The sequence below is a fragment of the Bradyrhizobium ganzhouense genome (assembly GCF_049949285.1).
Classification (GTDB): Bacteria; Pseudomonadota; Alphaproteobacteria; order Rhizobiales; family Xanthobacteraceae; genus Bradyrhizobium; species Bradyrhizobium ganzhouense.
This window is the reverse complement of record NZ_CP181318.1, coordinates 6,565,880-6,590,232: the sequence shown is the minus strand read 5'-3', so window position 1 is coordinate 6,590,232 and position 24,353 is coordinate 6,565,880. Positions and strand designations below refer to the sequence as shown.

Annotated in this window: 21 protein-coding genes and 1 pseudogene; 12 read left to right on the top strand and 10 right to left on the bottom strand. The window is 64.3% G+C overall.

All coding sequences use genetic code 11. From position 1 onward, the window contains the following. Positions 1-26: 26 nt before the first annotated feature. From ACLFLU_RS30480 to bamA, 4 genes are all read left to right on the top strand, one after another. Entirely contained in the window at positions 27-914 is an 888-nt protein-coding gene (locus ACLFLU_RS30480; protein WP_426408429.1) for a carbohydrate ABC transporter permease, read from the top strand. Beyond that, positions 911-1,768 (top strand): carbohydrate ABC transporter permease, encoded by an 858-nt coding sequence (locus ACLFLU_RS30475; RefSeq protein ID WP_426408428.1) that lies wholly within the window; start codon positions 911-913, stop codon positions 1,766-1,768. The genes ACLFLU_RS30480 and ACLFLU_RS30475 overlap by 4 nt, the downstream gene beginning before the upstream one ends. Before the next feature lie 40 nt (positions 1,769-1,808). Continuing rightward, entirely contained in the window at positions 1,809-3,377 is a 1,569-nt protein-coding gene (locus tag ACLFLU_RS30470; protein WP_426408427.1) for a GMC family oxidoreductase, read from the top strand. Positions 3,378-3,569: 192 nt separating this feature from the next. Next, positions 3,570-6,086, top strand: a complete 2,517-nt coding sequence (gene bamA / locus ACLFLU_RS30465) for an outer membrane protein assembly factor BamA (protein WP_426408426.1) — start codon at positions 3,570-3,572, stop codon at positions 6,084-6,086. Here bamA and ACLFLU_RS30460 read toward each other — a convergent pair. The 6 genes from ACLFLU_RS30460 to ACLFLU_RS30435 form a co-directional block, all read right to left on the bottom strand. Next, a complete protein-coding gene (locus ACLFLU_RS30460; RefSeq protein WP_426408425.1) occupies positions 6,083-7,315 on the bottom strand; it encodes a Zn-dependent hydrolase in 1,233 nt (410 codons plus the stop codon). The genes bamA and ACLFLU_RS30460 overlap by 4 nt on opposite strands. Beyond that, a complete protein-coding gene (locus tag ACLFLU_RS30455) occupies positions 7,308-8,093 on the bottom strand; it encodes an ABC transporter ATP-binding protein (protein WP_426408424.1) in 786 nt (261 codons plus the stop codon). The genes ACLFLU_RS30460 and ACLFLU_RS30455 overlap by 8 nt, the downstream gene beginning before the upstream one ends. Continuing rightward, a complete protein-coding gene (locus ACLFLU_RS30450) occupies positions 8,090-8,863 on the bottom strand; it encodes an ABC transporter permease (RefSeq protein ID WP_426414105.1) in 774 nt (257 codons plus the stop codon). The genes ACLFLU_RS30455 and ACLFLU_RS30450 overlap by 4 nt, the downstream gene beginning before the upstream one ends. A 69-nt stretch (positions 8,864-8,932) precedes the next feature. Further along, positions 8,933-9,877, bottom strand: coding sequence for an ABC transporter substrate-binding protein (locus tag ACLFLU_RS30445; protein ID WP_426408423.1), 945 nt, complete (start codon positions 9,875-9,877; stop codon positions 8,933-8,935). Between the two features lie 107 nt (positions 9,878-9,984). Then, the gene (hutC, locus tag ACLFLU_RS30440) at positions 9,985-10,713 is read right to left on the bottom strand and encodes a histidine utilization repressor (protein WP_426408422.1); all 729 of its coding nucleotides are present in this window, start codon (positions 10,711-10,713) and stop codon (positions 9,985-9,987) included. After that, positions 10,710-12,068, bottom strand: coding sequence for a formimidoylglutamate deiminase (locus tag ACLFLU_RS30435; RefSeq protein ID WP_426408421.1), 1,359 nt, complete (start codon positions 12,066-12,068; stop codon positions 10,710-10,712). Before ACLFLU_RS30435 ends, hutC begins: the two co-directional genes overlap by 4 nt. Positions 12,069-12,166: 98 nt before the next feature. Between ACLFLU_RS30435 and hutI the strand changes: the two genes are divergently transcribed. Genes hutI through hutU form a run of 3 tightly spaced genes read left to right on the top strand, consistent with a single transcriptional unit; the run spans position 12,167 to position 16,618 of the window. Then, on the top strand, positions 12,167-13,381 hold the full coding sequence (gene hutI / locus ACLFLU_RS30430; RefSeq protein WP_426408420.1) for an imidazolonepropionase: 1,215 nt from the start codon (positions 12,167-12,169) through the stop codon (positions 13,379-13,381). Then, positions 13,378-14,937, top strand: a complete 1,560-nt coding sequence (gene hutH / locus ACLFLU_RS30425; protein WP_426408419.1) for a histidine ammonia-lyase — start codon at positions 13,378-13,380, stop codon at positions 14,935-14,937. The genes hutI and hutH overlap by 4 nt, the downstream gene beginning before the upstream one ends. Positions 14,938-14,947: 10 nt before the next feature. Further along, positions 14,948-16,618 carry a urocanate hydratase gene (gene hutU / locus ACLFLU_RS30420; RefSeq protein WP_426408418.1) on the top strand — a complete coding sequence of 557 codons (1,671 nt, stop codon included), beginning with the start codon at positions 14,948-14,950 and terminating at the stop codon, positions 16,616-16,618. Positions 16,619-16,739: 121 nt separating this feature from the next. On the opposite strand, the gene blaBJP is transcribed toward hutU, so the two are convergent. Together blaBJP and ACLFLU_RS30410 are read right to left on the bottom strand one after the other, a co-directional pair. Next, positions 16,740-17,630: a BJP family subclass B3 metallo-beta-lactamase gene (gene blaBJP, locus ACLFLU_RS30415; protein WP_426408417.1), complete on the bottom strand. Its 891-nt coding sequence runs from the start codon at positions 17,628-17,630 to the stop codon at positions 16,740-16,742. A gap of 60 nt (positions 17,631-17,690) precedes the next feature. Continuing rightward, on the bottom strand, positions 17,691-17,837 hold the full coding sequence (locus ACLFLU_RS30410) for a hypothetical protein (RefSeq protein ID WP_426408416.1): 147 nt from the start codon (positions 17,835-17,837) through the stop codon (positions 17,691-17,693). A 49-nt stretch (positions 17,838-17,886) separates the two neighbouring features. Here ACLFLU_RS30410 and ACLFLU_RS30405 point away from each other — a divergent pair, with 49 nt between their 5' ends. After that, positions 17,887-19,203 (top strand): alpha/beta hydrolase, encoded by a 1,317-nt coding sequence (locus tag ACLFLU_RS30405; protein ID WP_426408415.1) that lies wholly within the window; start codon positions 17,887-17,889, stop codon positions 19,201-19,203. 70 nt (positions 19,204-19,273) lie between these two features. On the opposite strand, the gene ACLFLU_RS30400 is transcribed toward ACLFLU_RS30405, so the two are convergent. Both ACLFLU_RS30400 and ACLFLU_RS30395 read right to left on the bottom strand, forming a co-directional pair. Continuing rightward, positions 19,274-20,308, bottom strand: a complete 1,035-nt coding sequence (locus ACLFLU_RS30400; protein WP_426408414.1) for a hypothetical protein — start codon at positions 20,306-20,308, stop codon at positions 19,274-19,276. 144 nt (positions 20,309-20,452) lie between these two features. Further along, a complete protein-coding gene (locus ACLFLU_RS30395; protein WP_426408413.1) occupies positions 20,453-20,725 on the bottom strand; it encodes a hypothetical protein in 273 nt (90 codons plus the stop codon). A 220-nt stretch (positions 20,726-20,945) separates the two neighbouring features. Here ACLFLU_RS30395 and ACLFLU_RS30390 point away from each other — a divergent pair. The 4 genes and pseudogenes from ACLFLU_RS30390 to ACLFLU_RS30375 all read left to right on the top strand — a co-directional run. Continuing rightward, positions 20,946-21,143: pseudogene (locus tag ACLFLU_RS30390) on the top strand (hypothetical protein); the annotation flags it as partial. Between the two features lie 752 nt (positions 21,144-21,895). Then, a complete protein-coding gene (locus ACLFLU_RS30385) occupies positions 21,896-22,747 on the top strand; it encodes a 3-hydroxybutyryl-CoA dehydrogenase (RefSeq protein ID WP_426408412.1) in 852 nt (283 codons plus the stop codon). Positions 22,748-22,883: 136 nt separating this feature from the next. Beyond that, complete coding sequence (locus ACLFLU_RS30380; RefSeq protein ID WP_426408411.1) at positions 22,884-23,348, top strand: group III truncated hemoglobin; 465 nt, start codon at positions 22,884-22,886, stop codon at positions 23,346-23,348. A gap of 265 nt (positions 23,349-23,613) precedes the next feature. Further along, positions 23,614-24,267, top strand: a complete 654-nt coding sequence (locus tag ACLFLU_RS30375) for a ubiquinol-cytochrome c reductase iron-sulfur subunit (protein ID WP_426408410.1) — start codon at positions 23,614-23,616, stop codon at positions 24,265-24,267. Positions 24,268-24,353: the final 86 nt, after the last annotated feature.

The window sequence follows — 24,353 nt, the reverse complement described above, 5'->3', positions numbered from 1 at the left end:
GCCAGCGACCGCCTCCGGGAGACTCCATGCGTTCCAAGCCGAAATGGCTGTTTCCAGTTCTGGCGCTGCTCCCGGTTCTCGGCCTCTATGCTTGCCTGCGTGTTTATCCAATCGCCGAGACATTACGTCTCAGCCTGTTCAAGTGGAACATCATCTCGCGGCGCAAACCGTTCGTTGGACTCGACAACTTCGTCGAGCTGATGAGTGATCCACTATTTCTCGAAGCGATCTTCAATACCACCATCGTCGCCTTCGGCGTCCTGGTGATCACGATTCCCGTCGGGCTCGCGCTCGCCGCGCTGATCAACAGCCGGCAGGGGCTGCGTCGCAGCGGCTTCTACGAAACCTCCATCTTTTTGCCGCACGTCGTGTCGCTGGTGCCGGCGGCGATGGCCTGGAAATGGATTTTCGATGCGCGGCTCGGGCCACTCAATGCCCTCATTGGATGGTTCGGAATCCCGGCCCAGTCCTGGTTGTTCGACCCTACCTTATCGTTGGTGTGTCTGATCGTCCTGTGTTCCTGGCAGTCGATCGGCTACGCTGTCCTGATCTTTCTCGTCGGATTGAAGAACGTTCCGGAGGCGCTCTACGAGGCAGCGCGCCTCGACGGCGCATCCTCGTTCCAGGCCTTCCGCTACGTCGCAATACCTCTGTTGAAGCCGGTGATGCTGTATGTGTCGGTGATTACGCTGATCTCGTCGTACAACATCTATGCGCAGGCCTTCGTCCTGGCCTCGGACGTCCAGGGTGCGCCGGGACATCTCGTTCGCGTCCTCGTCCTCGATATGCTCGAGAACAGCTTTCGAAACTACCGGGTCGGCTATGCCGCCGCCGAAGCCGTGGTTCTTCTCGTGATCGTGCTCGTCCTGACGAGCGCGCAGTTCAGACTATTTCGGGATCGGAGCCGCGCGTGAGCGATCCAGACCATCCGTCCAGCGATGTTGATCGGAACACGCCTGCCGGCCTCGCGATCGACGTCGTTCTGTTCGCGGTCGGCCTGATGATGCTGCTGCCGCTCGTCTTCCTGATCAGCAACGCATTCAAGACGCCGCCGGAATTGCTGACGTGGCCGCCAACCATCATTCCGGACCAACCGACGCTGCAGAATATCCTCGGCGTGCTGCACGAAACGCCGCTGCTTCGCTGGATCGGCAATACGCTCGTCTTTGCAGGGCTTTCGACGGCCAGCATCGTCACCACCTCCGCCATCGCCGGTTACGTGCTCGGCAAGTTCGATCTGCCCTGGTTCCCGGCCGTCTTCGGCATCATCATCGCGACATCGGTCGTTCCCTTTGAAGTGTACATGATCCCGCTCTATCTGAACGTTCAGGCGGCGGGACTGCTGAACACGCTGCCCGGACTCCTGGTCGGCTATCTCGTCATGAGCTTCGGCATCTTTCTGGTGCGGCAATATGTGACGACGTCGATCCCCGACGAGCTGCTGGAGGCCGCGCGGGTGGATGGGGCAGGCGAGGGCTGGATCTTTCTGCGGATCGTGCTGCCGCTGATGCGGGGACCGCTGGGGGCGCTGGCCGTGCTGGCGTTCTTTCAGGCCTGGACCGCGTTCGCATGGCCGCTCGTCGTGACGACCAACAAGGATACCTATACGCTCGAGGTTGGGCTGGCGCTGTTTCAGACCGGTTTCACGGTGGATATCGGTCATCTCAGCGCGGCAGCGGCCCTTGCCCTCGTTCCCAGCGCGTTATTCTTCTCGCTGATGCGCCGAAATTTCGTGCGTGGCGTGGCTGGAACCGGTCTGAAGGAATGATCGCCACGTCCCATTGGGCCGTCGCAGGAGCGCACAGGACGTGATTGAACAGGAATACGATACGATCATCATCGGCGGAGGTTCCGCCGGAGCGACGCTGGCCGCGCGCCTCAGCGAAGACCCGTCGCATCGTGTGCTGCTGCTCGAGGCGGGGCAGGATCTCCGCACCGCGACCACGCCGGAACACATTCGCATCCCGAACCCGATGCGGGCCATCGGCGACGACGACTTCCGCTGGCCGAAGCTGCTGGCGCGACGCACCGAGCGGCAGCAGCCGCTGCTGCTCTGGCGTGGCCGCGCCATGGGCGGCAGCTCGACAATCAATGGCCAGATCGCGATCCGCGCCGTTCCCGACGACATCGACCGCTGGGCGGCTGCGGGCTGCACGGGCTGGTCGTGGGACGAGCTTCTGCCCTATTTCTGCAAGCTCGAAACGGACAAGAATTTCCCTGATGCGCCCTATCACGGGGATCGTGGTCCGATCCCGGTGTATCGCGCTCCGATTCCGGATTGGGGCAATGTCGACCGCGCGCTGCGCGCGTCGGCGCTCGGCCTCGGCTATGGCTGGTGTGAGGATCACAACGCACCTGATGGCACCGGCGTCTCGCCTTACGCCATCAACAGCGAGGGTGGCTTACGCATCTCCACCAATGATGGCTATCTCGAGCCGGCGCGCGATCGCGCCAATCTCGATATCGTCGGTCACGCCCTGGTCGACACCATCACCTTCGAAGGCAACCGGCTGCACGCCAACGGCGTCCGGGTTCGCGTGAACGATCGATCCTACGCACATCGTGCAACGCGTGACGTTATCCTCTGCGCCGGCGCCATCCATTCGCCGGCCATCCTGCAGCGCTCCGGCATTGGGCCTGCGGTCCTGTTGGAGAGGCTCGGCATTCCCATCCGCGCGGACTTGCCGGTGGGCGAGAACTTGCTGGACCATCCGATCGTCAACGCACTGCTGCATTTGCGTGAGGGCAGCCAGGTCAGCACGCTGATGCACCGGCACACCAATTGCTGCCTGCGCTACTCGTCCGGCCTTGCGGATGTCGGCGAGAACGACATGATCATGATCGCCGGTAATCTTGCCCGCTCGTCGCAATCGATGGCTGAAGTCACGCTAGGGCGTATCGCCGTTTCTGTTTATCAGGCTTTCAGCCAAGGCCACGTCCGCATCGTGACGACCGACCCCGAGGTCGATCCGGCCGTGGAGGAGCGCATGCTGTCCGATCCTCGCGATCTCTTGCGTATGCGCGACGGTGTCCGCCGGCTGCGTGATATCTGTTTGCAGCCTGCGGTGACCGATATCGCTGACCGCGTCGACTATGGCGCCAGCGGACGCTCCATGGACGAGGCGTTGAGCGATGCAGAGCTCGACGACTGGCTTTTCGCCGAGTGCAGCGACGCGCAGCACGCCAGCGGCACCTGCAGAATGGGCGCGCCGGACGACGCACGTTCGGTCGTCGATCACGATTGCCGTGTGATCGGATGCACGGGATTGCGCGTGATCGATGCCTCGATCATGCCGGAAGTGCCGCGCGCCAACACTCATTTGACCACAGTCGCCATCGCGGAGCGCATGGCTGATCGTTTGAAGGGCGCAAGGTAACCCAGCGGCGTGTAAACAAGCCTTGCGTTGCCCGATGTTGCTGGTTCTTCGCGCAAACGCCGCGCGAGCGGCGTCGTGCATGTTGGCGGCTCAATCAAACTCAATCGCCGGAAACAGTACAGCAATCTGAAAGCCACACCGTGGCCACAGCTTTCCCGTTTCAGAGCAAGTCAGGTGCTCTTGAGGTGTGGAATGTCGTTTTTGCGGGCCTGGCTTGTCGCGGTGGTCGTGGGTGGCGTGTCGGTTGCAACCTCGCTTCCGTCGGTGCTATTGCCGCAGCCAGCCGCGGCGGCGCAAGCCACTGATGCGATCGTGGTGGAGGGCAATCGCCGCGTCGAGGCCGAGACAGTTCGCTCCTATTTCAAGGCTGGCGCCAACGGGCAGTTCGACCAGGTCGCTCTCGACGACGGCATCAAGGCATTGATCGAGACCGGCCTGTTTCAGGATGTGAAGGTCAACCGGGCCGGCGGCCATATCGTCGTGTCGGTGATGGAAAACGCCGTGATCGGCCGCGTTGCCTTCGAGGGCAACAAGAAGATCAAGGACGAGCAGCTCTCGGCCGAAATCCAATCCAAGCCGCGCGGGACCTTCTCGCGCGCGATGGTGCAGTCCGACACGCTGCGGATCGCCGAGATCTATCGCCGCTCAGGCCGCTACGACGTCCGCGTCACGCCCGAAATCATCGAGCAGCCGAGCAACCGCGTCGATCTCGTCTTCACGGTCGAGGAGGGCGTCAAGACCGGCGTCAAATCGATCGAGTTCATCGGCAACAGCGCTTTCTCGGCCGCGCGCCTGCGCGACGTGATCAAGACGCATGAGAGCAATCTGCTCAGCTTCCTCAGCAGTGGTGACATCTACGATCCGGACCGGGTCGAATCCGATCGCGACCTGATCCGCCGCTTCTATCTCAAGAACGGCTTTGCGGACGCGCAGGTGGTGGCCGCGCTGACCGAATATGATCCGGACAAGAAGGGTTTCCTCGTCAGCTTCAAGATCGAGGAAGGCCAGCAATATCGCGTCGGCACGGTCGACTTCCGCTCCAGCATCGCCAATTTCGACGCGAGCTCGCTGCGCGGGTTTTCGCGCGTCAATGTCGGCTCGCTCTACAATGTCGAATCGGTCGAGAAGTCGACCGAGGAGATGCAGATCGAGGCCTCGCGCCGCGGCTATGCGTTCGCCGTGGTGCGGCCGAGCGGTGACCGCAATTTTGAATCACACACCGTCTCGGTCGTGTTCAACATCGACGAAGGGCCGCGCACCTATATCGAGCGCATCAGTCTGCGGGGCAATACCCGCACGCGTGACTACGTGATCCGGCGCGAATTCGACCTCTCCGAGGGCGACGCCTACAACCGCGCCCTGGTTGACCGCGCCGAACGCCGGTTGAAGAACCTCGACTATTTCAAGAGCGTCAAGATCACCACGGAGCCCGGCTCGTCCAGCGACCGCGTGATCCTGATCGTTGATATGGAGGAGAAGTCGACCGGCGATTTCTCGATCTCGGGCGGCTACTCCACGACCGACGGCGCGCTTGCCGAAGTCTCGGTCTCCGAGCGCAACTTGCTCGGCAAAGGGCTCTTTGCCAAGGCGTCGGTGACCTACGGCCAATATGCCCGCGGGGTATCGCTGTCCTTTGTCGAGCCCTATTTGCTCGACTACCGGATCGCGCTTGGATTCGATACCTACTGGCGTCAGCAATTGTCGAACAGCTATACGAGCTATGGGGTGACGACGCTGGGCTTCTCGCCGCGCCTGGGCTTCGCGTTGCGCGAGGACCTGTCGCTCCAGCTTCGCTACTCGCTCTATCAGCAGAGCATCGCGCTCGCCAGCGCCTACAACAATTGCAACAACAACGCGGCCAACACGTCGCTGGCGTTCAACCCGACGCCGGCCTACATCCAGAGTGTCCTGGGCGGGGTTGATCCGACGAATTCCACGAGCTCGGGCCTCTACGGTTACGGCTGCTATGGCGACGGCGAATCCAGCCTGCCGGTCCGAAAAGAATTGGCGAACGGCCCGACCTGGACCTCGGCGCTGGGCTACACGCTGACTTACAACACGCTCGACAACACCAAGAACCCGACCGACGGCCTGCTCGTCGACTTCAAGCAGGATTTTGCCGGCGTCGGCGGCGATGTCACCTATCTGAAGACTGCGCTGGACACCAAATACTACACGCCGCTGGTCTCCGAGATCGTCAGTGTGATCCATCTCCAGGGTGGCGTCCTCAGCAAGATCGGCAACAACGATCTGCGCATGCTGGATCACTTCCAGATGGGCTCGAACCTCGTGCGTGGCTTCGCTTCCAACGGCATCGGTCCGCGCGACATCACCTATGCCAGCTTCGGCGCCACGGGCGATGCCCTTGGCGGCACGAAGTACTGGGGTGCGTCCATGGAGTTGCAGATGCCGTTCTGGTTCCTGCCCAGGGAGGTCGGCCTGAAGGGCGCGGTCTATGCCGATGCCGGCTCGCTCTGGGGTTACCAGGGGCCGACCTCGTGGACGGCCACGGGCGAGGTCAATACCAAGGCCTGCCCGACCTGCGGACTGCAATATGACGACAGCAGCGTGGTGCGCTCGTCAGTCGGCGTCGGTCTGATCTGGGCCTCGCCGTTCGGACCGCTGCGCTTCGACTACGCCGTGCCGCTCACGAAGGGCAAATACGACGTGGTGCAGCAGTTCAGGTTCGGCGGCGGTACGTCGTTCTAACCCGCGAGAATCCGCCGGCAGGCATCGACGAAAACCTGAGCGCCGGTGACGATGTCGATGTCGGCGGTGTTTTCAGTCCAATGGTGGCTGATGCCGCCGATCGAGGGCACGAACAGCATGCCCGCGGGCATGATGGTCGCGAGCATCTGCGCGTCGTGGCCGGCGCCGCTCGGCATGCGCAGCGATCGTCCGTCCGCCTCGGCTTTGCTCGCCGCCTCGATCGCATCCTGGAAGCGGGAATCCATCATGGCGGGTGCGCCCACGCGGATCCGCTCCGCGGTCACGGTACAGGGACCGTTGGCGTTGGCCTCGTCCGCCAACGTTCGCAGCAGCTCTTCCAGCTGCGCGATCACGGCCGGGTTGTCGTCGCGGATCTGGAACAGCATCTCCGCACCGCCGGGGATGATGCTCGGCGCGCCCGGATCGAGCGTGATGCGGCCGGTGGTCCAGACCGTGCGCGGTCCACACACAGCCGGGAAACGCTGGTCGACCGCCACGCAGAATTTGGCCAGCGCGAGGCCGGCATCCTTGCGCACGGCCATGCGCGTGGTGCCGGCGTGGTTCTGCTCACCGGTGAAATTGATGCGGTACTGCCAGATGCCGACGATGGAGGTCACGACGCCGATCGCGAGCTTGCCGCTCTCGAGCGTGTCGCCCTGCTCAATATGCGCCTCGAGATACCCGACGTGCCGTCCCGGCTCGGCAGCGATGCGCGCCCGTCCGGCAAGCCCCATCTCGCTCAGCGCGTCGCGCATGGTGCGTCCATCAGTGCGGTCGCGCGCGGCGTCGATCTCGGCCTCGCTCACCTGTCCGATATAGGAGCGCGAGCCGAGGAAGCTGCCGAAATGACCTTCCTCGTCACACCACGCCGCGACTTCGACCGCGCCTTTCGCCGAGGGATCCGTGTTGAGCACGCGCGCGGCCTCGAGCGCGTAGACGACGCCGAGGGGGCCATCGAGCCAGCCAGCGTAGTTTTGGCTTTCTAGATGTGATCCCGCCAGCAGCTTCGGCCCCGGCTTTGCACTGGTGCCGATGACATTGCCGATGCCGTCGATCGCGCCCGCAAGCCCGGCCTCGGACAGCTTCCGCACCAGCCAGTCCAGCGATTGCCTGTGTGGCTCGGAGAAGGTCGGCTTGTGCACGCCGGTCTTGTAGGCGCCGAAGGCACGCAGCGCATTGAGATCGGCGAGGACGCGCTCGCCATCGGCGCGCGGATTGGTGTCAGGCATGTTCGGCAACCTTTAGCGCCTCGGTGCGGATCTCCTCGACCAGCCGTTCCTTCAACTGGACGAATTCCGGCGTGGTCTTGATCTTGTAGGAGCGCGGATGCGGCAGGTCCACATTGATCTCGGCCTTGATGCGGCCGGGACGGGCGCTCATGACGATGACGCGGCTGCCGAGGAAAATCGCCTCCTCGATGTCGTGGGTCACGAACAGAACGGTCTTCTGGTCGCGCTCCCAGATGGCGAGCAGCATTTCCTGCATCAAGGCGCGGGTCTGGTTGTCCAGCGCGCCGAAGGGTTCGTCGAGCAGTAAAATTTTTGGGTCATTGGCGAGCGCGCGCGCGATCGCCGTGCGCTGCTGCATGCCACCCGAGAGCTGCTTCGGCCAATGGTTCTCAAAGCCGGACAGTCCGACCTGGCGGATGAAGGCGTCGGCGATCTTGTTGCGCTCGCCTTCCGACACGCCCCGCTCGCGGAGGCCGAAGGCGATGTTCTCGCGCACGGTGAGCCAGGGAAACAGCGTGTAGGACTGGAACACCATGCCGCGATCGGCGCCGGGCCCGGTGACCTCGCGGCCATCGAGGGTGACGCGTCCGCTGGTCGGACGGTCGAGGCCGGCGACGATGCGAAGCAGCGTGGACTTTCCGCAGCCGGAGGGCCCAAGGATCGTGACGAAATCGTTGTTGCCGATGGTGAGATCGGTGGGCTCCAGTGCCCTTGTGGGAGCGTTGCCGTGGCGCGCCGGGAAGGTTCGCGAGACCTGCTCGATCTTCAGCGTGGTCATGCGAGCCTCCACGGAAACAGCCAGGCATTGAACGCCTTGAACATGAAGTCCGAGAGGAGGCCGATCAGACCGATGACGATGATGCCGAAGATGATCTGGCCGGTATTGAGCAGCGCCTGGCTGTCCGTGATCATGTGGCCGATGCCGGAGGACGAGCCGATCAGCTCGGCGACGATGACGTAGGTCCAGGCCCAGCCCAGCACCAGCCGCAGGATCTCCGCGATCTCGGGCGCGGAGGAGGGCAGCAGCACGCGGCGGATGATGCCGCGGTCGCTGGCCCCGAGCGTATAGGCGGCTTCCACCAGATCGCGCCGCGTCGTGCCGACTGTCACGGCGACCATCAGGATGACCTGAAACACCGAGCCGATGAAGATGACCAACAGCTTCTGCAACTCGCCGATGCCGGCCCACAGGATCAACAGCGGAATGAAAGCAGAAGCGGGCAAATAGCGCGCAAAGGAGACGAACGGTTCGAGGAAGGCCTCGACCGGCTTGTAGGCGCCCATGAGGACGCCGAGCGGCACTGCGATGATCGCGGCCAGCGCAAAGCCGCCGACAACACGCCAGATCGTCATGCCGATGTCGAACAGGAAGCCCTGCTTGGTCAGGAGGTCATAGCCCTCCTGCACCATGGTCAGCGGATTGGCGAGGAAGGTTTTTGACACATGGCCGCCGAAGGTTGCCCAGGACCAGAGGGCGACGAACAGCACGAAGAACGCGAGGCCATAGGCCACGCGCTGCTTCGATGTCACGGAATCGAGGGGACGCATCAACAATCTATCCGAATGGTCGATCAGACTCCGGTCCCGCCTCGGGCGGGACCGGCAGCTCGTCGAAGCTTACTTGATGAAGCTGGCGTCGTAGAGATCCTCGACCTTCGGCGCGGCCTTGATGATGCCGATCTCGAGCAGGAGGTCGGCCGCATCCTTGTTGAAGGCGAGGAAGTCGCCCGCGAAAAACTTCTGGTTCGCGGCCTTGTCCTGCCAGCGCAGGTACTTTGCCGAATTGCCGAACGCCTCGCCGGTCTGCTTCACGTCGGCGCCCATGATCTCATAGGCCTTGGCCTGGTCCTTGGCGATCATGTCGAGCGACTCGAAGTAGCTGTTGGCCAGCGCCTGCGCCGCTTTCGGGTTCTCGCTGAGGAATTTCGGCGTGCAGCCGAACGTGTCCATCACGATCGGATAGTCCAGCGTGGTCGCGATGATCTTGCCCTTGTCAGGCGCGGCGCGCACAGTCGACAGATACGGCTCATAGGTCATCGCGGCATCGTTCTGGCCGGAGACGAAGGCCTGCGCGGCGGCGGCCGGCTCGAGGTTCACGACGGTGACGTCCTTCACCGACAGGCCATTTTTCTTCAGCATCCAGGCCAGCGCGAAATAAGGCGAGGTGCCGGGCGCGGAAGCTGCAACCGTCTTGCCTTTCAGCTCCTTGATCGACGTGACGTCGTTGCGCACGGCCATGCCGTCGGCGCCAAAGCTCTTGTCGAGCTGGAAGATCTGCTTGGTCGCGACGCCGTTGGCGTTCCAGGAGATCCAGGTCTCGACCGTGGTCGCCGCGCACTGGACGTCGCCGGAGGCGATCGCGAGGTGGCGGTCCTTCTGCGGGATCTTCTTGATGGTGACGTCGAGGCCGTTCTTCTTGAAGATGCCGGCTTCCTTCGCCAGCGTCAGCGGCGCGAAACCTGTCCATCCGGAGATGCCGACGCCGACCTTGACGTCGTCGGCGAGCACGGGAGTGGCGGCCGCGAGAGCAATGATTGTCGCAAAAACTGTCGAACTACGCATGATTGTCGTCCTCTTGCCGATCGATGGTTTGACGTCCTGTTGATCTCTGTCGGTCCATAGGGCACCGTTGCCCGAAGCGCTGCACGATTTGTGCCGACATCGTTCTCTCAGCCTCCCTTGAATCGGGCGACAAGGCGGTGAGAGTCACCGGGATAGAGCAGCCGCACCGCGGTGATCGTGCGCGCGCTGCGCCATGTATAGCGGTCGATCACGAGGCATGGCGCTCCGACGGCGATGTCGAGTGCTTCCGCCGTGCGATCATCCGCGATAATGGCGCTGATCGTATGCTCGGCCTCTGTCCATGGGACATGATGAAGCAGCCACGAGCCCGGCGGCTCGCGCGAAAAATCCGCGGACGCGGCATTTGGCACGGACGCGAGATCGATCAGCCGGTCCTCGACCGCGAAGGGCACATTGTCGGCGCTGTGACGGCAGGTGATCGCAACCACCTTGCCGGCTTTCTTGACGCCAAGGCGCTCGCGGTCGGCGGCGGTCGCTGCACGTAGCCTGCGGCCGATCAGCTCGTAGCCGTAAGTGCGGCCAAGCCCGGTGATCTCGGCGCGCATGTCGGCGATCTTGAGCACCGCCGACTGATGTTGCGGCCGGCGGACGAACGAGCCGGCGCGGCGCCGGCGCTCGATCAGGTCGGCCTGCGCGAGCTCCGACAGCGCCTTGTTCACCGTCATGCGCGAGCAGCCGTAGCGCGCGACCAGCTCGTGCTCGAAGGGAATGCGGTGGCCTGGCGGCCATTCGCCGGTCAGGATACGCTTTTCGATGTCGGCGCGGATGCGCTTGTAGAGCGTCGGTTTGTCGGCCGCGTTGGTGGCGAGGCTCATGCAACGAGCCTCCGCACCGCTGCGTTGAAGCGCTCGCGCGCGGCTTGACGCAATTTGTGCCGACCACTCTCGACGACCTTGTCGCCGCCGGCCCAGACGCAATCGATCGCGCCGTCGCCTGCCGCAAAGATCCAGCCATCGATCACGGCGTCGCGCGAACGTCCCGCCAGCGACGGATGCGTCGCGTCGAGCGTGACGATATCAGCGCGCGCGCCCGGCGTGAGGCCGACCGTCGCTTGCGTCAGCGCCCGGGCTCCGCCCGCAAGGGCGTCGTCGAACAGCGTGCGCCCCGTCGAACGGCCGGCACCGGATGAGAGCACGTTGCGCGTGCGGTGCTTGAGCCGCTGGCCGTATTCAAGCTGGCGCAGCTCGTCGGCGGCGCCGACTAGCACGTTGGAATCGGTGCCGACACCGAACCGGCCGCCAGCGCCGAGAAACTCACGCGCCGGAAAGATGCCGTCGCCAAGGCTCGCCTCGGTGATGGGGCAGAGACCCGCCACCGCACCAGTCTTCGCGAATGCACTGACTTCATCATCCGTCATGTGGGTCGCGTGAATAAGGCACCAGCGTTGATCAATCGGCGCATGCTCCAGAAGCCATTGCACCGGGCGTCGTCCCGACCAGGCAAGGCAATCCTCGACTTCCTTGACCTGCTCAGCGGCATGAATGTGTACCGGCCCGCCTTCGGCGAGCGGAATGACCGCCGCGAGCTCGTCCGGTGCCACCGCGCGCAGGCTGTGTGGCGCGATGCCGATGCTGGCGCCAGGCAAGTTTGCGATTGCCTTGCGCGAGGCAGCCATCAGCGTGGCGAACTGATCGACAGAGCAGATGAAGCGGCGTTGACCGTCATGCGGCGCAGCGCCGCCAAAGGAGCCGTGCGCATAAAAACTCGGCAGCAGCGTCAGGCCGATGCTTGAGGCTTCGGCGGCCTGCGCGATGCGCACGGCCATCTCGGCGGGATCGGCGTAGGGCGAGCCGTCCCGATCGTGATGCAAATAATGGAACTCACCAACGCGGGTAAAACCCTGCTCCAGCATCTCGACATAAAGCAGCGTTGCAACGGCGGCGACATCATCCGGCGTCATCGCCAGCGCGAAGCGATACATCGTCTCGCGCCAGGTCCAGAATGTATCGGTCGAGTCGCCGCGCAGTTCGGCAAGTCCGGCCATGCCGCGCTGGAAGGCGTGGCTGTGCAGGCTCGCCAATCCCGGAAGTGCGAGGGCGTGGCGCTCGTCGCCGGCGTTCGGCGCCACGTCCGGCGTCACCTCCGCGATCGCGCCGGCGGTGATCACCACCTGCACGTCATTGGCCCAGCCCGAGGGCAGGAGCGCTGAGGCGAAATGCAGTCGGGACATGATGACACGCCGGCTGGACAGAACCGGCTTACGATTATATGTCTAGACATATAAGTCAAGCATCCCAGGGCGCAGGGACTTCGCGAAGGGACAGTGGCATGGCAGAGCGCTTCGACCGGATCTGGCATAACGCCCGGCTCGCCACAATGCGCGCCGACCGTCCCGATCTCGGCGAAATCGAGCATGGCGTGATCGCCATACGCGGCGGCCATATCGTCTATGCGGGCGCGGCGGCGGATTTTCCTGTTGATGCTGACGCTATCCAATGGATCGATTGCGAGGGGCGGTGGATCACGCCGGGCCTCGTCGACTGCCACACCCATCTGGTCTATGGCGGCAACCGCGCGCATGAGTTTGAGCTTCGGCTGAAGGGCGCGAGCTACGAGGAGGTCGCGCGTGCCGGCGGCGGCATCGTCTCGACCGTGGCGGCGACGCGCAAGGCGAGTGAGGCCGAACTCGTCGCAAGCGCGCTGCCGCGGCTCGATGCGCTGATCGGCGAGGGCGCCACCACGGTCGAGATCAAGTCCGGCTATGGCCTCGACACCGAGACCGAGATGCGGCAGCTCTCCGCTGCGCGCAGCCTCGGTCGTCAGCGGAAGGTTGCGATCCGCACGTCCTTCCTCGGCGCGCATGCGCTGCCGATTGAGGCCGACGGCGACAAGGATCGCTACATCGATCGCGTCTGCAGCGAGATGTTGCCCGCTGTCGCAAAAGCGGGCCTTGCCGATGCCGTTGATGCCTTCATGGAAGGCATCGCGTTCTCGGCGGAGCAGACGGCGCGGGTGTTCGAGGCGGCGAGGGCGCTCGGTCTGCCGGTCAAGCTCCATGCCGATCAGCTCTCGAACCTTGGCGGCGCTGCACTCGCGGCAAGATTCTCAGCGCTCTCCGCCGATCATTTGGAGCATACCGACGAAGCCGGTGCTGCTGCGATGGCGAAAGCCGGAACGGTGGCCGTGCTGCTGCCCGGCGCATTCTATTTCATTCGCGAGACGCAGAAGCCGCCAGTCGAGGCCTTTCGCAAGCATGGCGTCGCCATGGCGCTCGCGACTGACTGCAATCCCGGCAGCTCGCCGCTGACCTCGCTGCTGCTCGCCATGAACATGGGCGCGACGCTGTTCCGGATGAACGTCGCCGAATGCCTGGCCGGCATCACCCGCGAAGGCGCGCGGGCGCTCGGCGTGCTCGATGACACCGGCACGCTGGAAGCCGGTAAATGGTGCGACCTTGCGATCTGGGACATCGAGCGGCCCGCCGAGCTCGTCTATCGTATCGGTTTCAACCCGCTGCATCGCCGCGTCTGGAGGGGCCAGTGACGGAGCCGGGCGCAGCGATCGTCGTCAAGCCGGGAATGGTCAGCCTCGATGATCTCGCGCGCGTGCTGGCGGGCTCGCCTGTCGTGCTCGATCCGTCATTCTGGCCGCGTATCGGGGCGGCGGCGCAGATCGTCGCAAAGGCCGCCCAAGCCGCGGCGCCCGTCTACGGCATCAATACCGGCTTCGGAAAGCTGGCGTCGAAACGCATTCCGCCGGACCAGACTGCGCTGCTCCAGCGCAATCTTATCGTCTCGCATTGCTGTGGGGTCGGCCCTGCGACTCCCGAGCCGATCGTGCGGCTGATGATGGCACTGAAGATCGTTTCGCTCGGGCGCGGAGCCTCGGGCGTGCGCGGCGCGGTGATCGAGCAATTGCAGACGATGCTGGCACGGCGGGTTTATCCGCTGGTGCCACAGCAAGGTTCGGTCGGCGCCTCCGGCGATCTGGCGCCGCTTGCGCACATGACGGCGGTGATGATCGGCGAGGGACAGGCGATCGTCGACGGCAAGACCGTGTCAGGCCACGAGGCACTTGCTGCTGCCGGCCTTATGCCGCTGACACTCGGCCCCAAGGAGGGCCTCGCGCTGATCAACGGCACGCAATTCTCGACGGCCTACGCCATCGCCGGCGTGCTGCGCGCGTTTCGTCTCGCGCGCGCGGCGCTCGTCACCGGCGCGTTGTCGGTCGACGCCGCCATGGCGTCGACGGCGCCGTTCCGCCCGGAGATCCAGGCGCTGCGAGGCCATCCCGGCCAGGTCGCCGCGGCGGCAACGCTGACCGCGCTGCTCGATGGCAGCGACATCAGGCTTTCGCATCTCGAGGGCGATGAGCGTGTGCAGGATCCTTATTGCTTGCGCTGCCAGCCCCAGGTCGCCGGCGCCGCGCTCGACCTGATCACGCAGGCCGCGCGCACGCTGATCACCGAGGCCAATGCCGTGACCGACAATCCGCTGGTCCTGGTCGAGACTGCCGAGATCGTGTCGGGCGGGAATTTCCATGCCGAGCCGGTCGCCTTTGCCGCCGATACGATCGCGCTGGCGCTGTCGGAAATCGGCGCGATCAGCGAGCGGCGCATCGCGACGCTGGTCGATCCCGCGCTCAATTTCGGCCTGCCGCCGTTCCTGACACCGGATCCCGGCATCAATTCCGGCTTCATGATCGCCGAGGTGACGGCGGCCGCACTCTATGCCGAGAACAAGCAGCGCGCGGCGGCCTGCTCGATCGACTCGACGCCGACCAGCGCCAACCAGGAAGACCACGTCTCGATGGCCGCGCATGCCGCGCGGCGGCTGACGGACATGGCCGACAATCTCGCCGCGATCCTGGGCATCGAACTTCTGGTCGCAGCCCAAGGCATCACACTGCGCGCGCCGCATGCGACGAGCGCGCCGCTCGTCGCTGTCATCGCGGCGTTGCGTGAGCAAGTGCCCGCGCTTGGTGCCGACCGCTACATGGCCGGCGATCTCGCCAAGGCGGCTGCGCTGATCGAAGCCGACGCGTTGCCGGCTGCTGCGCTCACGGTGCTTCCGACTGATCCGTTTCCGAGACTTGACTGAAGAGGTCTTCATGAACCGCCGACTGGACAACGACCGCACCATCCGTGCACCCCACGGCAGCGACATCAGCGCCAAGAGCTGGCTGACGGAAGCACCGCTCCGCATGCTCATGAACAATCTCGACCCCGATGTCGCGGAGCGCCCGAGCGAGCTCGTGGTCTATGGCGGCATCGGCCGCGCCGCGCGCGACTGGGAGAGCTTTGACCGGATTACCGCGGCCTTGCGCAAGCTCGAGAACGACCAGACGCTGCTGGTTCAGTCCGGCAAGCCGGTCGGCGTGTTTCGTACCCATGCCGACGCGCCGCGTGTGCTGATCGCGAACTCGAACATCGTGCCGCACTGGGCGACGCTCGACCATTTCAACGAGCTCGATCGCCTGGGCCTGATGATGTACGGCCAGATGACCGCAGGCTCCTGGATCTATATCGGCAGCCAGGGCATCGTGCAGGGCACCTACGAGACCTTTGTCGAGGTCGGCCGTCGTCATTATGGCGGCAGCCTTGCCGGCAAATGGATTCTCACCGCCGGTCTCGGCGGCATGGGCGGCGCGCAACCTCTGGCGGCGACCATGGCCGGTGCGTCGATGCTCGCGGTCGAATGCCAGCCGAGCCGCATCGAGATGCGCCTGCGCACCGGCTATCTCGATCAGCAGGCGGCAACGCTCGACGAAGCGTTGGCGATCATGGCGGAGGCCGCGAAGACGAAGCACGCGGTCTCGGTCGGCCTGCTCGGCAATGCCGCGGAGATTTTTCCCGAGCTGGTGCGCCGCGGCGTCAAGCCCGACATCGTCACCGACCAGACCAGCGCGCATGATCCGATCAACGGCTACCTGCCGAAGGGCTGGACGCTCGCCGATTGGGAAGCCAAGCGCGCGTCCGATCCGAAGGCGGTGGAGCGTGCGTCGAAGACATCGATGGTCGAGCACGTCCAGGCCATGCTGGATTTCCACGCGCAGGGTATCCCTACGCTGGACTACGGCAACAACATTCGCCAGATGGCGCAGGACATGGGCCTGAGAAACGCCTTCGATTTCCCCGGTTTCGTGCCCGCCTATATCCGCCCGTTGTTCTGCCGCGGCGTCGGGCCGTTCCGCTGGGCCGCGCTGTCAGGGGATCCCGAGGACATCTTCAGGACCGATGCCAAGGTCAAGGAGCTGATGCCTGACGACAAGCATCTGCACAATTGGCTCGACATGGCCAAGGAGCGCATCAAGTTCCAGGGCCTGCCGGCGCGGATCTGCTGGGTGGGCCTCGGCGATCGTCACCGGCTTGGCCTCGCCTTCAACGACATGGTGGCACGCGGTGAGTTGAAGGCGCCGATCGTGATCGGCCGCGATCATCTCGATAGCGGATCGGTGGCGAGCCCCAACCGCGAGACCGAAGCGATGAAGGACGGATCGGACGCGGTGTCCGACTGGCCCCTGCTCAATGCGCTATTGAATTGTGCCAGCGGTGCGACCTGGGTCTCGCTGCATCACGGCGGTGGCGTCGGCATCGGCTATTCGCAGCACGCCGGCATGGTGATCGTCGCCGACGGCACGCCGGAAGCCGCCAAGCGCATTGAGCGCGTGCTGTGGAACGATCCGGCCTCCGGCGTCATGCGCCATGCGGATGCGGGTTACGACATCGCTATCGACTGCGCCCGCGACAAGGGGCTCGATCTGCCGAGCCTGCCGAAGTAGTCGGGGCGCCAATCGCCTTCAGGCCACGACCCCGGCTGCGCCGTGGTCCAGGCGCTCGCGTTCCTTCGCGAGGCACTCGTCAATCGCGCCACCTACCGCCGCGCAGAGGAGACGGCGGCCTTCACTTCGCCGGTTGAAGCGCAGCCGTCTGCTTGGCGAGCTGCTTGTCGAAATCCTCCGACAGGCGCGTGGCGTAGGTCGCAAGCTCGCCCGACTTGACGAACGGATTCGGGTTGGCGCTCTTGATCTGCTGCGCGCGCTTGTCCTGCATGCCATAGACCTCGGGGTGCGGCCCGAGCAGCACGTCGATCTTCATCGCCTTGGCCTTGGCGAACGTTGCGCGATAGTCGTCGACGATGCCGGGATAGGTCGGCTGGCCGACCAGCCGGTTCAGGGCCACGGTGCCGCTGCAGAAGAACAGCACCTCGCGGTCCTGGCCACCGTCCTTCACCGTCATCTCCCAGCTGGTGCAGCCCGGCGAATGGCCGGGCGTCTCATGCGCCGTCAGCGTGGTGTCGCCGAGCGTAACCTTGTCGCCTTCCTTCACCGTGCGGTCGACCTTCACCGGGGGAAAGCCGAGGTCTGCGTTCTTCTCGTCGCCCGGATAATAGCCGCCTTCGAGCAGCGGCTTGTCGCGCTCGCCGGCCACGAGCTGTGCGCCGCTGTCCTTCTTGATCTCGGCAAAGCCGCCGGTGTGATCGAGATGGGCGTGGGTGTTGAGGATGTATTTGATGTCGGCGACCTTGAAGCCGAGCTTGGCGATGTGGTCCTTGATCATGCCGGTCGACTGCGGCATCGCGGTGTCCATCAGGATCAGGCCCTGCGACGTCTTGATCACATAGACGGCGATGCCGTCGGTGCCGACATAATAGATGTTGTCGATGAGCTGGAACGGCTCGAACGGAGCGGTCCACTTTACCATGACCGCCGCCATAAAATCCTTGATGGTTTGCGCCTGCGCAACAGGTGCGAAAAGCGCCAGCGCACATAGCGCGACCGCAAGCCTTCTCATGGATTGTCCTCCCGATTTGCTGTTGTCGTTGCGACCGCAGGCGGGGCCGCTGGTCGCACGCTAGATGTTGCGCGGTGAAGCAGCAACGGCCTGATGCTCGAAAAATTCCGCGTCATGCGCGGAATAACGGTCGCTGTCCTGTTTGAGCATGGCGGCGATTGCCGGACTGCGCCCAACGCGTTTGACCGCGTGCGAGCCGGTCGCCATACTTTGCGTCAAGACGAGCCGGCTAGAGCCGTCAACATCGGGAGCTGAAATGACCCATTCATTGACAGTCCTTGGGGGGACGCTGATTTCCGTCGTCTCCTTCGCTTCGATCGCCCTGGCGCAGCCGGCCTGCGTCACCCAGAACATGGCCGTGCCGCCGGGCGCCAACACCACCGACAAGGCGGCGCCGTTCTTCATCGACACCACCGGTCTCGATTTCAAGACCACGCCGCCGACGCGCGATCCCTCCAATCCCAACTATCCGCGGGCGACCGAGCTGCCCGACGGCACGCTGCCGCCGCCGGGTGCCGAGGGCAATTTCATCATCGGTCCCACCCACAATCCTGCGCCCGAGACTATCGTGAAAGAAGGCGTGCCGCGCGGCACGACAAAATCCTTCACGCTGTCGTCGAAGGAGAGCACGATCTACGATCCCGGCCTGATCCGCGACGACGTCGCCGGCTGCAGCAACTCCTCGATCATGACGACCGTAACCGCGCCGGACGACAAGTCGAACATGATCGTCACCACGAGCCATCCCGGCATCTGGTCGCGCACCATCGACGTCTATGTTCCGGCGCAATATGTGCCCGGCACGGAGGCGCCCTTCATCGTGATCGGCGACGGCGGCTCTAATGCCTACAAGGATCTCCCGACCACGCTCGACAATCTGATCGCGCAGCGCCGCGTGCCGCCGATGATCGCGATCCAGATAGGCAATGGCGGACAGGATGCGCAGGGCAGCCAGCGCGGGCGCGAGTATGACGCGGTGTCGGGTATCTACGCTCAGTTCGTCGAGCGCGAGGTGCTGCCGCTGGTCGAGCAGAACGCCGGCGTCAAGCTCACCAGGAACCCCGAAGGGCGCGCGACCATGGGGCTGAGCTCGAGCGGCGTGGCAGCCTTCACCATGGCGTGGTTCTATCCCGATCTCTATCACCGCGTGCTGGCCTTCTCGCCGACCATGGTCAACCAGCAATGGCCGCATGATCCGTCACTGCGTGGCGGCGCCTGGGAATATCACAGCGCATGGACGGGACCGGCCACGCCCAACCTCATCTCGAAGGCGGGCGTGCTGACGCCGGCCGAGCCGCCCGGCGTTCCGCTGATCGTCGCCGCGCCGACCAAGCCGATCCGCTTCTGGTTCTTCGGCGGCGACCAGGATCTGTTCTATCCCAATCCGACCATTCCCGACGGCATGCACGACTGGACCTTGTCCAACGCGCTGACGGCAAAGGTGCTGGCGGAGAAGGGATACCACTACCAGTTCCTGTTCGTGCGCAACGCCAAGCACGTGGATCGTCCGACGATCGCGCAAACGCTGCCTTCGGCGCTGGAGTGGGTCTGGAAGGGCTATCCGATCCCCTAAACGCCAAGCGGAGCCTGGCGCCCGATCGTCACCCCGGCGGTCGAGCGCATGTCGTCGCGGAGGGAAAGGATCAGGCGAGGGCGGCCTGGCGTTCCCGCGCCGGTTCGCGGGTGCGATCGGAGCCACGCGGCTCGGCGAGCCGGGTGAAGCTGCGCTGGCCCGCATGCACGGGTGCCTCGACGATCACGCCTTCACAGACGATCTGGCCGCCGAGCATCTTGAATTCGAGCTTGTCGTAGCGCGGCATCGTCTCGCCGGGCTCGGGCGGCAGCAGTCCGATGCGCCCCTGGATATTCAGCGTGGCATCGCCGGTGCCGTGAAGCCGCGGATTCCACATCCGGATCCCGGTCTCGGCCCAGCGTTGCCGGATCAGCGCGGCGCGATCAGCCGGCTCCAGGACCTTTGCACGAGCCTTCGGCGCGCTGGGGTTCTTCGGGGCGGGCGACACGGGCGCCGGCTCGATATCCATGGCGGCAACCGGCGCGTCGGCGATCGTCTCCTCAGCAACAACGGCAGCGACGGGCGAAAGATCGTTGGCGACCGGCTCGATCTCTGCGGCGACGCTGGGAGCGGGCTCGCTGTCGATGCTGGCCTCGACGACGACAGGCGCGGGGACCTCAGTGTCGACCACGATGACGGGCGTCTCATCGACGGCAACCGCTTCGAGCTCCACGGAAGCGGCGGATGCGGGCTCGTCTTCAATGAAGCGCTCGGAGGGCTCGACCGAAGCCGTCTCCGTCTCGACAGGTGCGATGAAGGCCAGCTCTTCGACTGCCGGCTCGACATCGGCTGGAAGCTCCGAAGTTGCATCAACCGAAGAGGTCGATACTTCTTCCTCGATGACAGGCTCGACCTCTGCCGACGGCTCTACTGATGAATTGTCGCTGGCACTGATATCAGCCGGCGCCGCTGACGGGCTCTCCACGACGACAGGTTCGGCGGTGTTGTCGAGAGCTGGAGTAGCTTCCGCCATGAGGGCAGGCTCTTCATCCGCGGCGATCGGCGCCACGTCGAGACTGCCGCTGTGCGGCAGAGGCCGAAGCCGGTTGAACGCCCATTTCACCGCAGGAATGCGGCTCAGCAACGATATCAGTCTCGAAAGCACTGGGAGTTGTCCAAGAGGTACTCGGGCCGTAAGGGCAATCGCTGATTCGCCAGCAATGTGAAAAACTGCCCCGGCCGTCACACCCCTGTCAATTGAGGCGGGACCAATTGCAGAACATCTGCACAGCCTCGCGCGCCACAGCGCTCATTCGAAGTGCATCGATGCGAGTGGATCTTCGTTGCGATCGGGCCGGTGCGTTGGCGCAAGCGGGATGGCCGCGTGCTCCGTTCTGCGGATGCGCGGACGCGCGAGGGCGTGCTGGTGGACCAGCGTCATGGTGAGCACTTCGCATTCTGTGGGTTCGCCGCCCGACGCGCAGTCGATGCTTGACGACTGTCCGGGCCAGGCCTGGGCCGGGCCGGCGATCGCAAGCGACAAAATGATCCGCAAGGCGGCGACGATGCTTGTCTTGGTCATGGGACGCTCCAAACCGTTTCATTGAATGGATCGGGCGAAGCGGGCGATATTCCACGCTGCCACACGATCGCGCGGCAACTCACGCGGGGTTCATCAGTCGTGAGGCAGGCGTGAGGGCGTTCCCTTTCGCAGGTCTTGGGAACCCAGATGCGACAAAGCACCGCCGCGGCGTTCCCGGCCGTCGCGCTTAGGTTATGCGGGCAGCAAGGCGAACCTTCGCATGTCCGATCCTCCCGAAGACAGGATCGTTCCGATCCGCTGCGGCGAGGTGACATGCGCGCTGGCGCAAGACCGCAGCATGACCGTGGCCTCGACGACGTCGACGGAGCAGTCGGGCCTGTTCGGCTATTTGCTGCCGCTGTTCTCGAAGGCCGAAGGCATCGAGGTGAAGGTCGTTGCCGTCGGCGCCGGCCAGGCGGGCAAAACGGCCTGAACGATTGTCAAGTCATCCCTGTTAAAATATTCCACTTTACCGAAATTCGGAATTGGCGTATGTGTCGTTTCACCTCACCCGGCACGAGGGGCGGATCGCGAGTCGTCCGGTACGTGGGTGAGTTGCGGTGGACGCGGGCGCGTCGGCACGCAAGGGTCGGGAGCAGGGCGAGCGGAGGATTGAGCCGAACCTCGTGAGCTCCGACCGCGTGTGACGAACGGCGCGCGCTGCGTACGGCAAAACCGTGTGGTCCTGACTGTCGTTGCTACAGTCAAGCCTTGCGGAAGGCGGCAGCGGCCAACCGGCTCCTCGCCGTCGACTTTTCGCAAGGCGACGGAGGCCAAAGGAATTCGGCTCCGGGGAGGGCACGGCATAAGCCGTCAAACCACTCGCGCAGGGAAGGTCGGGATGTCTCGGCTGCCCTGTACGCCGCTGTGCAGTTTTCCTTGCGCTACACGCGCACAGCGGACCGCGGGTGCCAGCCGGCGCCCGGCCTTCCCTGCGCCCTCGGCAATCCCGGGGGCGAAGCCAGCCGCAAAACTTGGGCCAAACTGGCCGCGAGGCCGCGAAATCATGCCCTTTGGAAGCGGAAAGGCGACTTTATTCTCGCCACGGATGCTTTAAGGAAGAGCCAGGATGCGGCGCAGCACTCAAGGCGCGCCGCGAGTCGAAATTCAGGTCAAACCGGGCACGCTGCCGCAGAGGCCGGGCTCGCACAACGAGAAGGACGTCATTCTATGATCAATACCGTTGGCATCATCGGAGCAGGCACCATGGGCAACGGCATCGCCCAGATATGCGCCGCGGCCGGGCTTTCGGTCGTGATGGTCGACATCTCTGATGCGGCGGTGAACCGCGGCATTTCGACCGTCGGCGGCAGCCTCGAGCGCCTGGTCAAGAAGGAGAAGATGTCGGCGGCCGATCGCGAGGCGACACTCAAGCGCATCACCGGCACGACCGACCGCGCCAAACTGTCCGATTGCGATCTCGTCATCGAGGCTGCGACCGAGAACGAGGAGCTCAAGGTCAAGATCCTGAAGGATCTCTGCGCCACGCTGTCGCCGCGCACGCTGCTCGCGACCAACACCTCGTCGATCTCGATCACCAAGCTTGCCGCCGCGACGGATCGCCCCGATCGCTTCATCGGCATGCACTTCTTCAACCCGGTGCCGGTGATGCAGCTGCTGGAGCTGATCCGCGGCCTGCAGACCTCCGACGACACCCACGCCAAGGCGCTGGACTTCGCCCAGCGCGTCGGCAAGGTGGCGATTACCGCCAAGAACAGCCCCGGCTTCGCCGTCAACCGCATCCTGTGCCCGATGATCAACGAGGCGATCTTCGCGCTCCAGGAGGGGATTGCGACCGCGGAGGAGATCGACGCCGGCATGAAGCTCGGCTGCAACCATCCGATCGGGCCGTTGGCGCTGGCCGATCTCGTCGGCCTCGACACCATGCTCTCGGTGATGGAGGTCTTCTATAAGGGCTTCAACGACCCCAAATACCGTCCGGCCCCCTTGCTCAGGGAAATGGTCGATGCCGGCCATCTCGGCCGCAAGACCGGGCAGGGCTTTTACAGCTACGGCGCCTGATTTGGCGCAGGCGGCGGGCCTTAGCGCTCGCCGCTCAATCCCGCAATTTGCGCTGTGTCAAAGACGACGCACGCAATTGGCCCGACAATGTCGAACGGGCGGCTGGCGGGAACAACGAAAACGGAAAACGAAGGACATGTCGGATCGACTGAAGGCTGAGCGGGAAGCTGCGGCCGAACGGCGGAACTTGCTCACCCAGGATGCGATCGAGCGCACCGGGATCACCGAGCAGATGATCGGGGAACTTGTCACCCGTTTCTACGGACGCGTCCGCGAGGATGCGTTGCTCGGGCCGGTGTTCGCGATCGTGGGGAATTGGGACGAGCATCTCGCCAAGCTCAAAGATTTCTGGTCGTCGGTGGTGCTGATGAGCGGGCGCTACCACGGCTCGCCGATGCGGGCGCACATGCCGCTGAGCCTGGTCGGCGATCATTTCGATCGCTGGCTCGATCTGTTCGAACAGACCGCGCGCGAAGTGTGCCCGCCGCCAGCGGCCGCACTCTTTATCGACAGGGCGCGTCGCATCGCTGATAGTTTTGAGATGGCGTCGGCCACCATTGCCGGCCGCATCGCGTCGCCGCGTCACGTGCTCAGGTCCTGACGAGGGCGAAAGCTGCCTGCAAAACGTGCAGTTGAATCGCTTCGAGGTTGCATCGCGCTGTTTACAGCGCGTTGCACCAATTCCAACATCATTAGTCTGATCTGCAAAATCATCATACCGATCGCGCGGCATGACGTTGAATTGGCAAAAACGTGTTTGAATCCGCGCAATCGTGTTCAATCAAAACGAGCATAGTCATATTGATGCACTGCGGCGCCAATTCTTCGCCTTCATTTCGGCAGAGTTACAGCGCCTGCTACTGTGCATGTCACGCGCATCATTCAGCATCACGTCGTCATCCTCCGACAGCACTGCGGAACCTGAAGCCGATGTGAGCGCGGAGCAAACGCGGCGAACGCTGCTGCTCGGCGCGCTCGCCACGACGGCCTGTCTCGGCTGTTCCGCGCCGGCGCGTGCGGGAGAGGATCCACCAGGCTCCGATGAACGTCCGCAGAAGGGCGACGTGCTCGTGTTCTCCGAAGGCGACAGCGAAGGAAAGCTCATCAAAGCGGCTGATCTGACGGCCGGCGGTCCGCCGGTACATGCCTGGCCGCAGGACCCCAAGACATCGGTGGTGCGCAGCGCATCGCGGCTCAATGAGATCCTGATCATTCGGCTCGATCCGGCTGAGCTCGACGAACAAACGCGCGCGCGTGCCGTCGACGGCATCATCGCTTATTCGGCGATCTGTTCCCATGCCGGCTGTCCCGTCACCGCCTGGGTCAAGAGCGATGTCGGCGACAAGGAGGTGTTCAAGTGCATGTGCCACAACTCCGAATACGATCCCCGCGCCGGCGCGCAAGTGGTGTTCGGACCGGCGCCGCGGCGGCTCGCCGCGTTGCCGCTGGCGCTGGCTGACGGCTCGCTCAGCGTCGTGGGCGGCTTCATGGGAAAGGTAGGTGGCGTACAGCCAGGATGATGACGGTGCGGGGTGTGCCCGCGTCACGAGAGGCCGCATCCGCCGAGGGGCGGACGTCGGGACGAACGACAAGAATTCAAAACAAG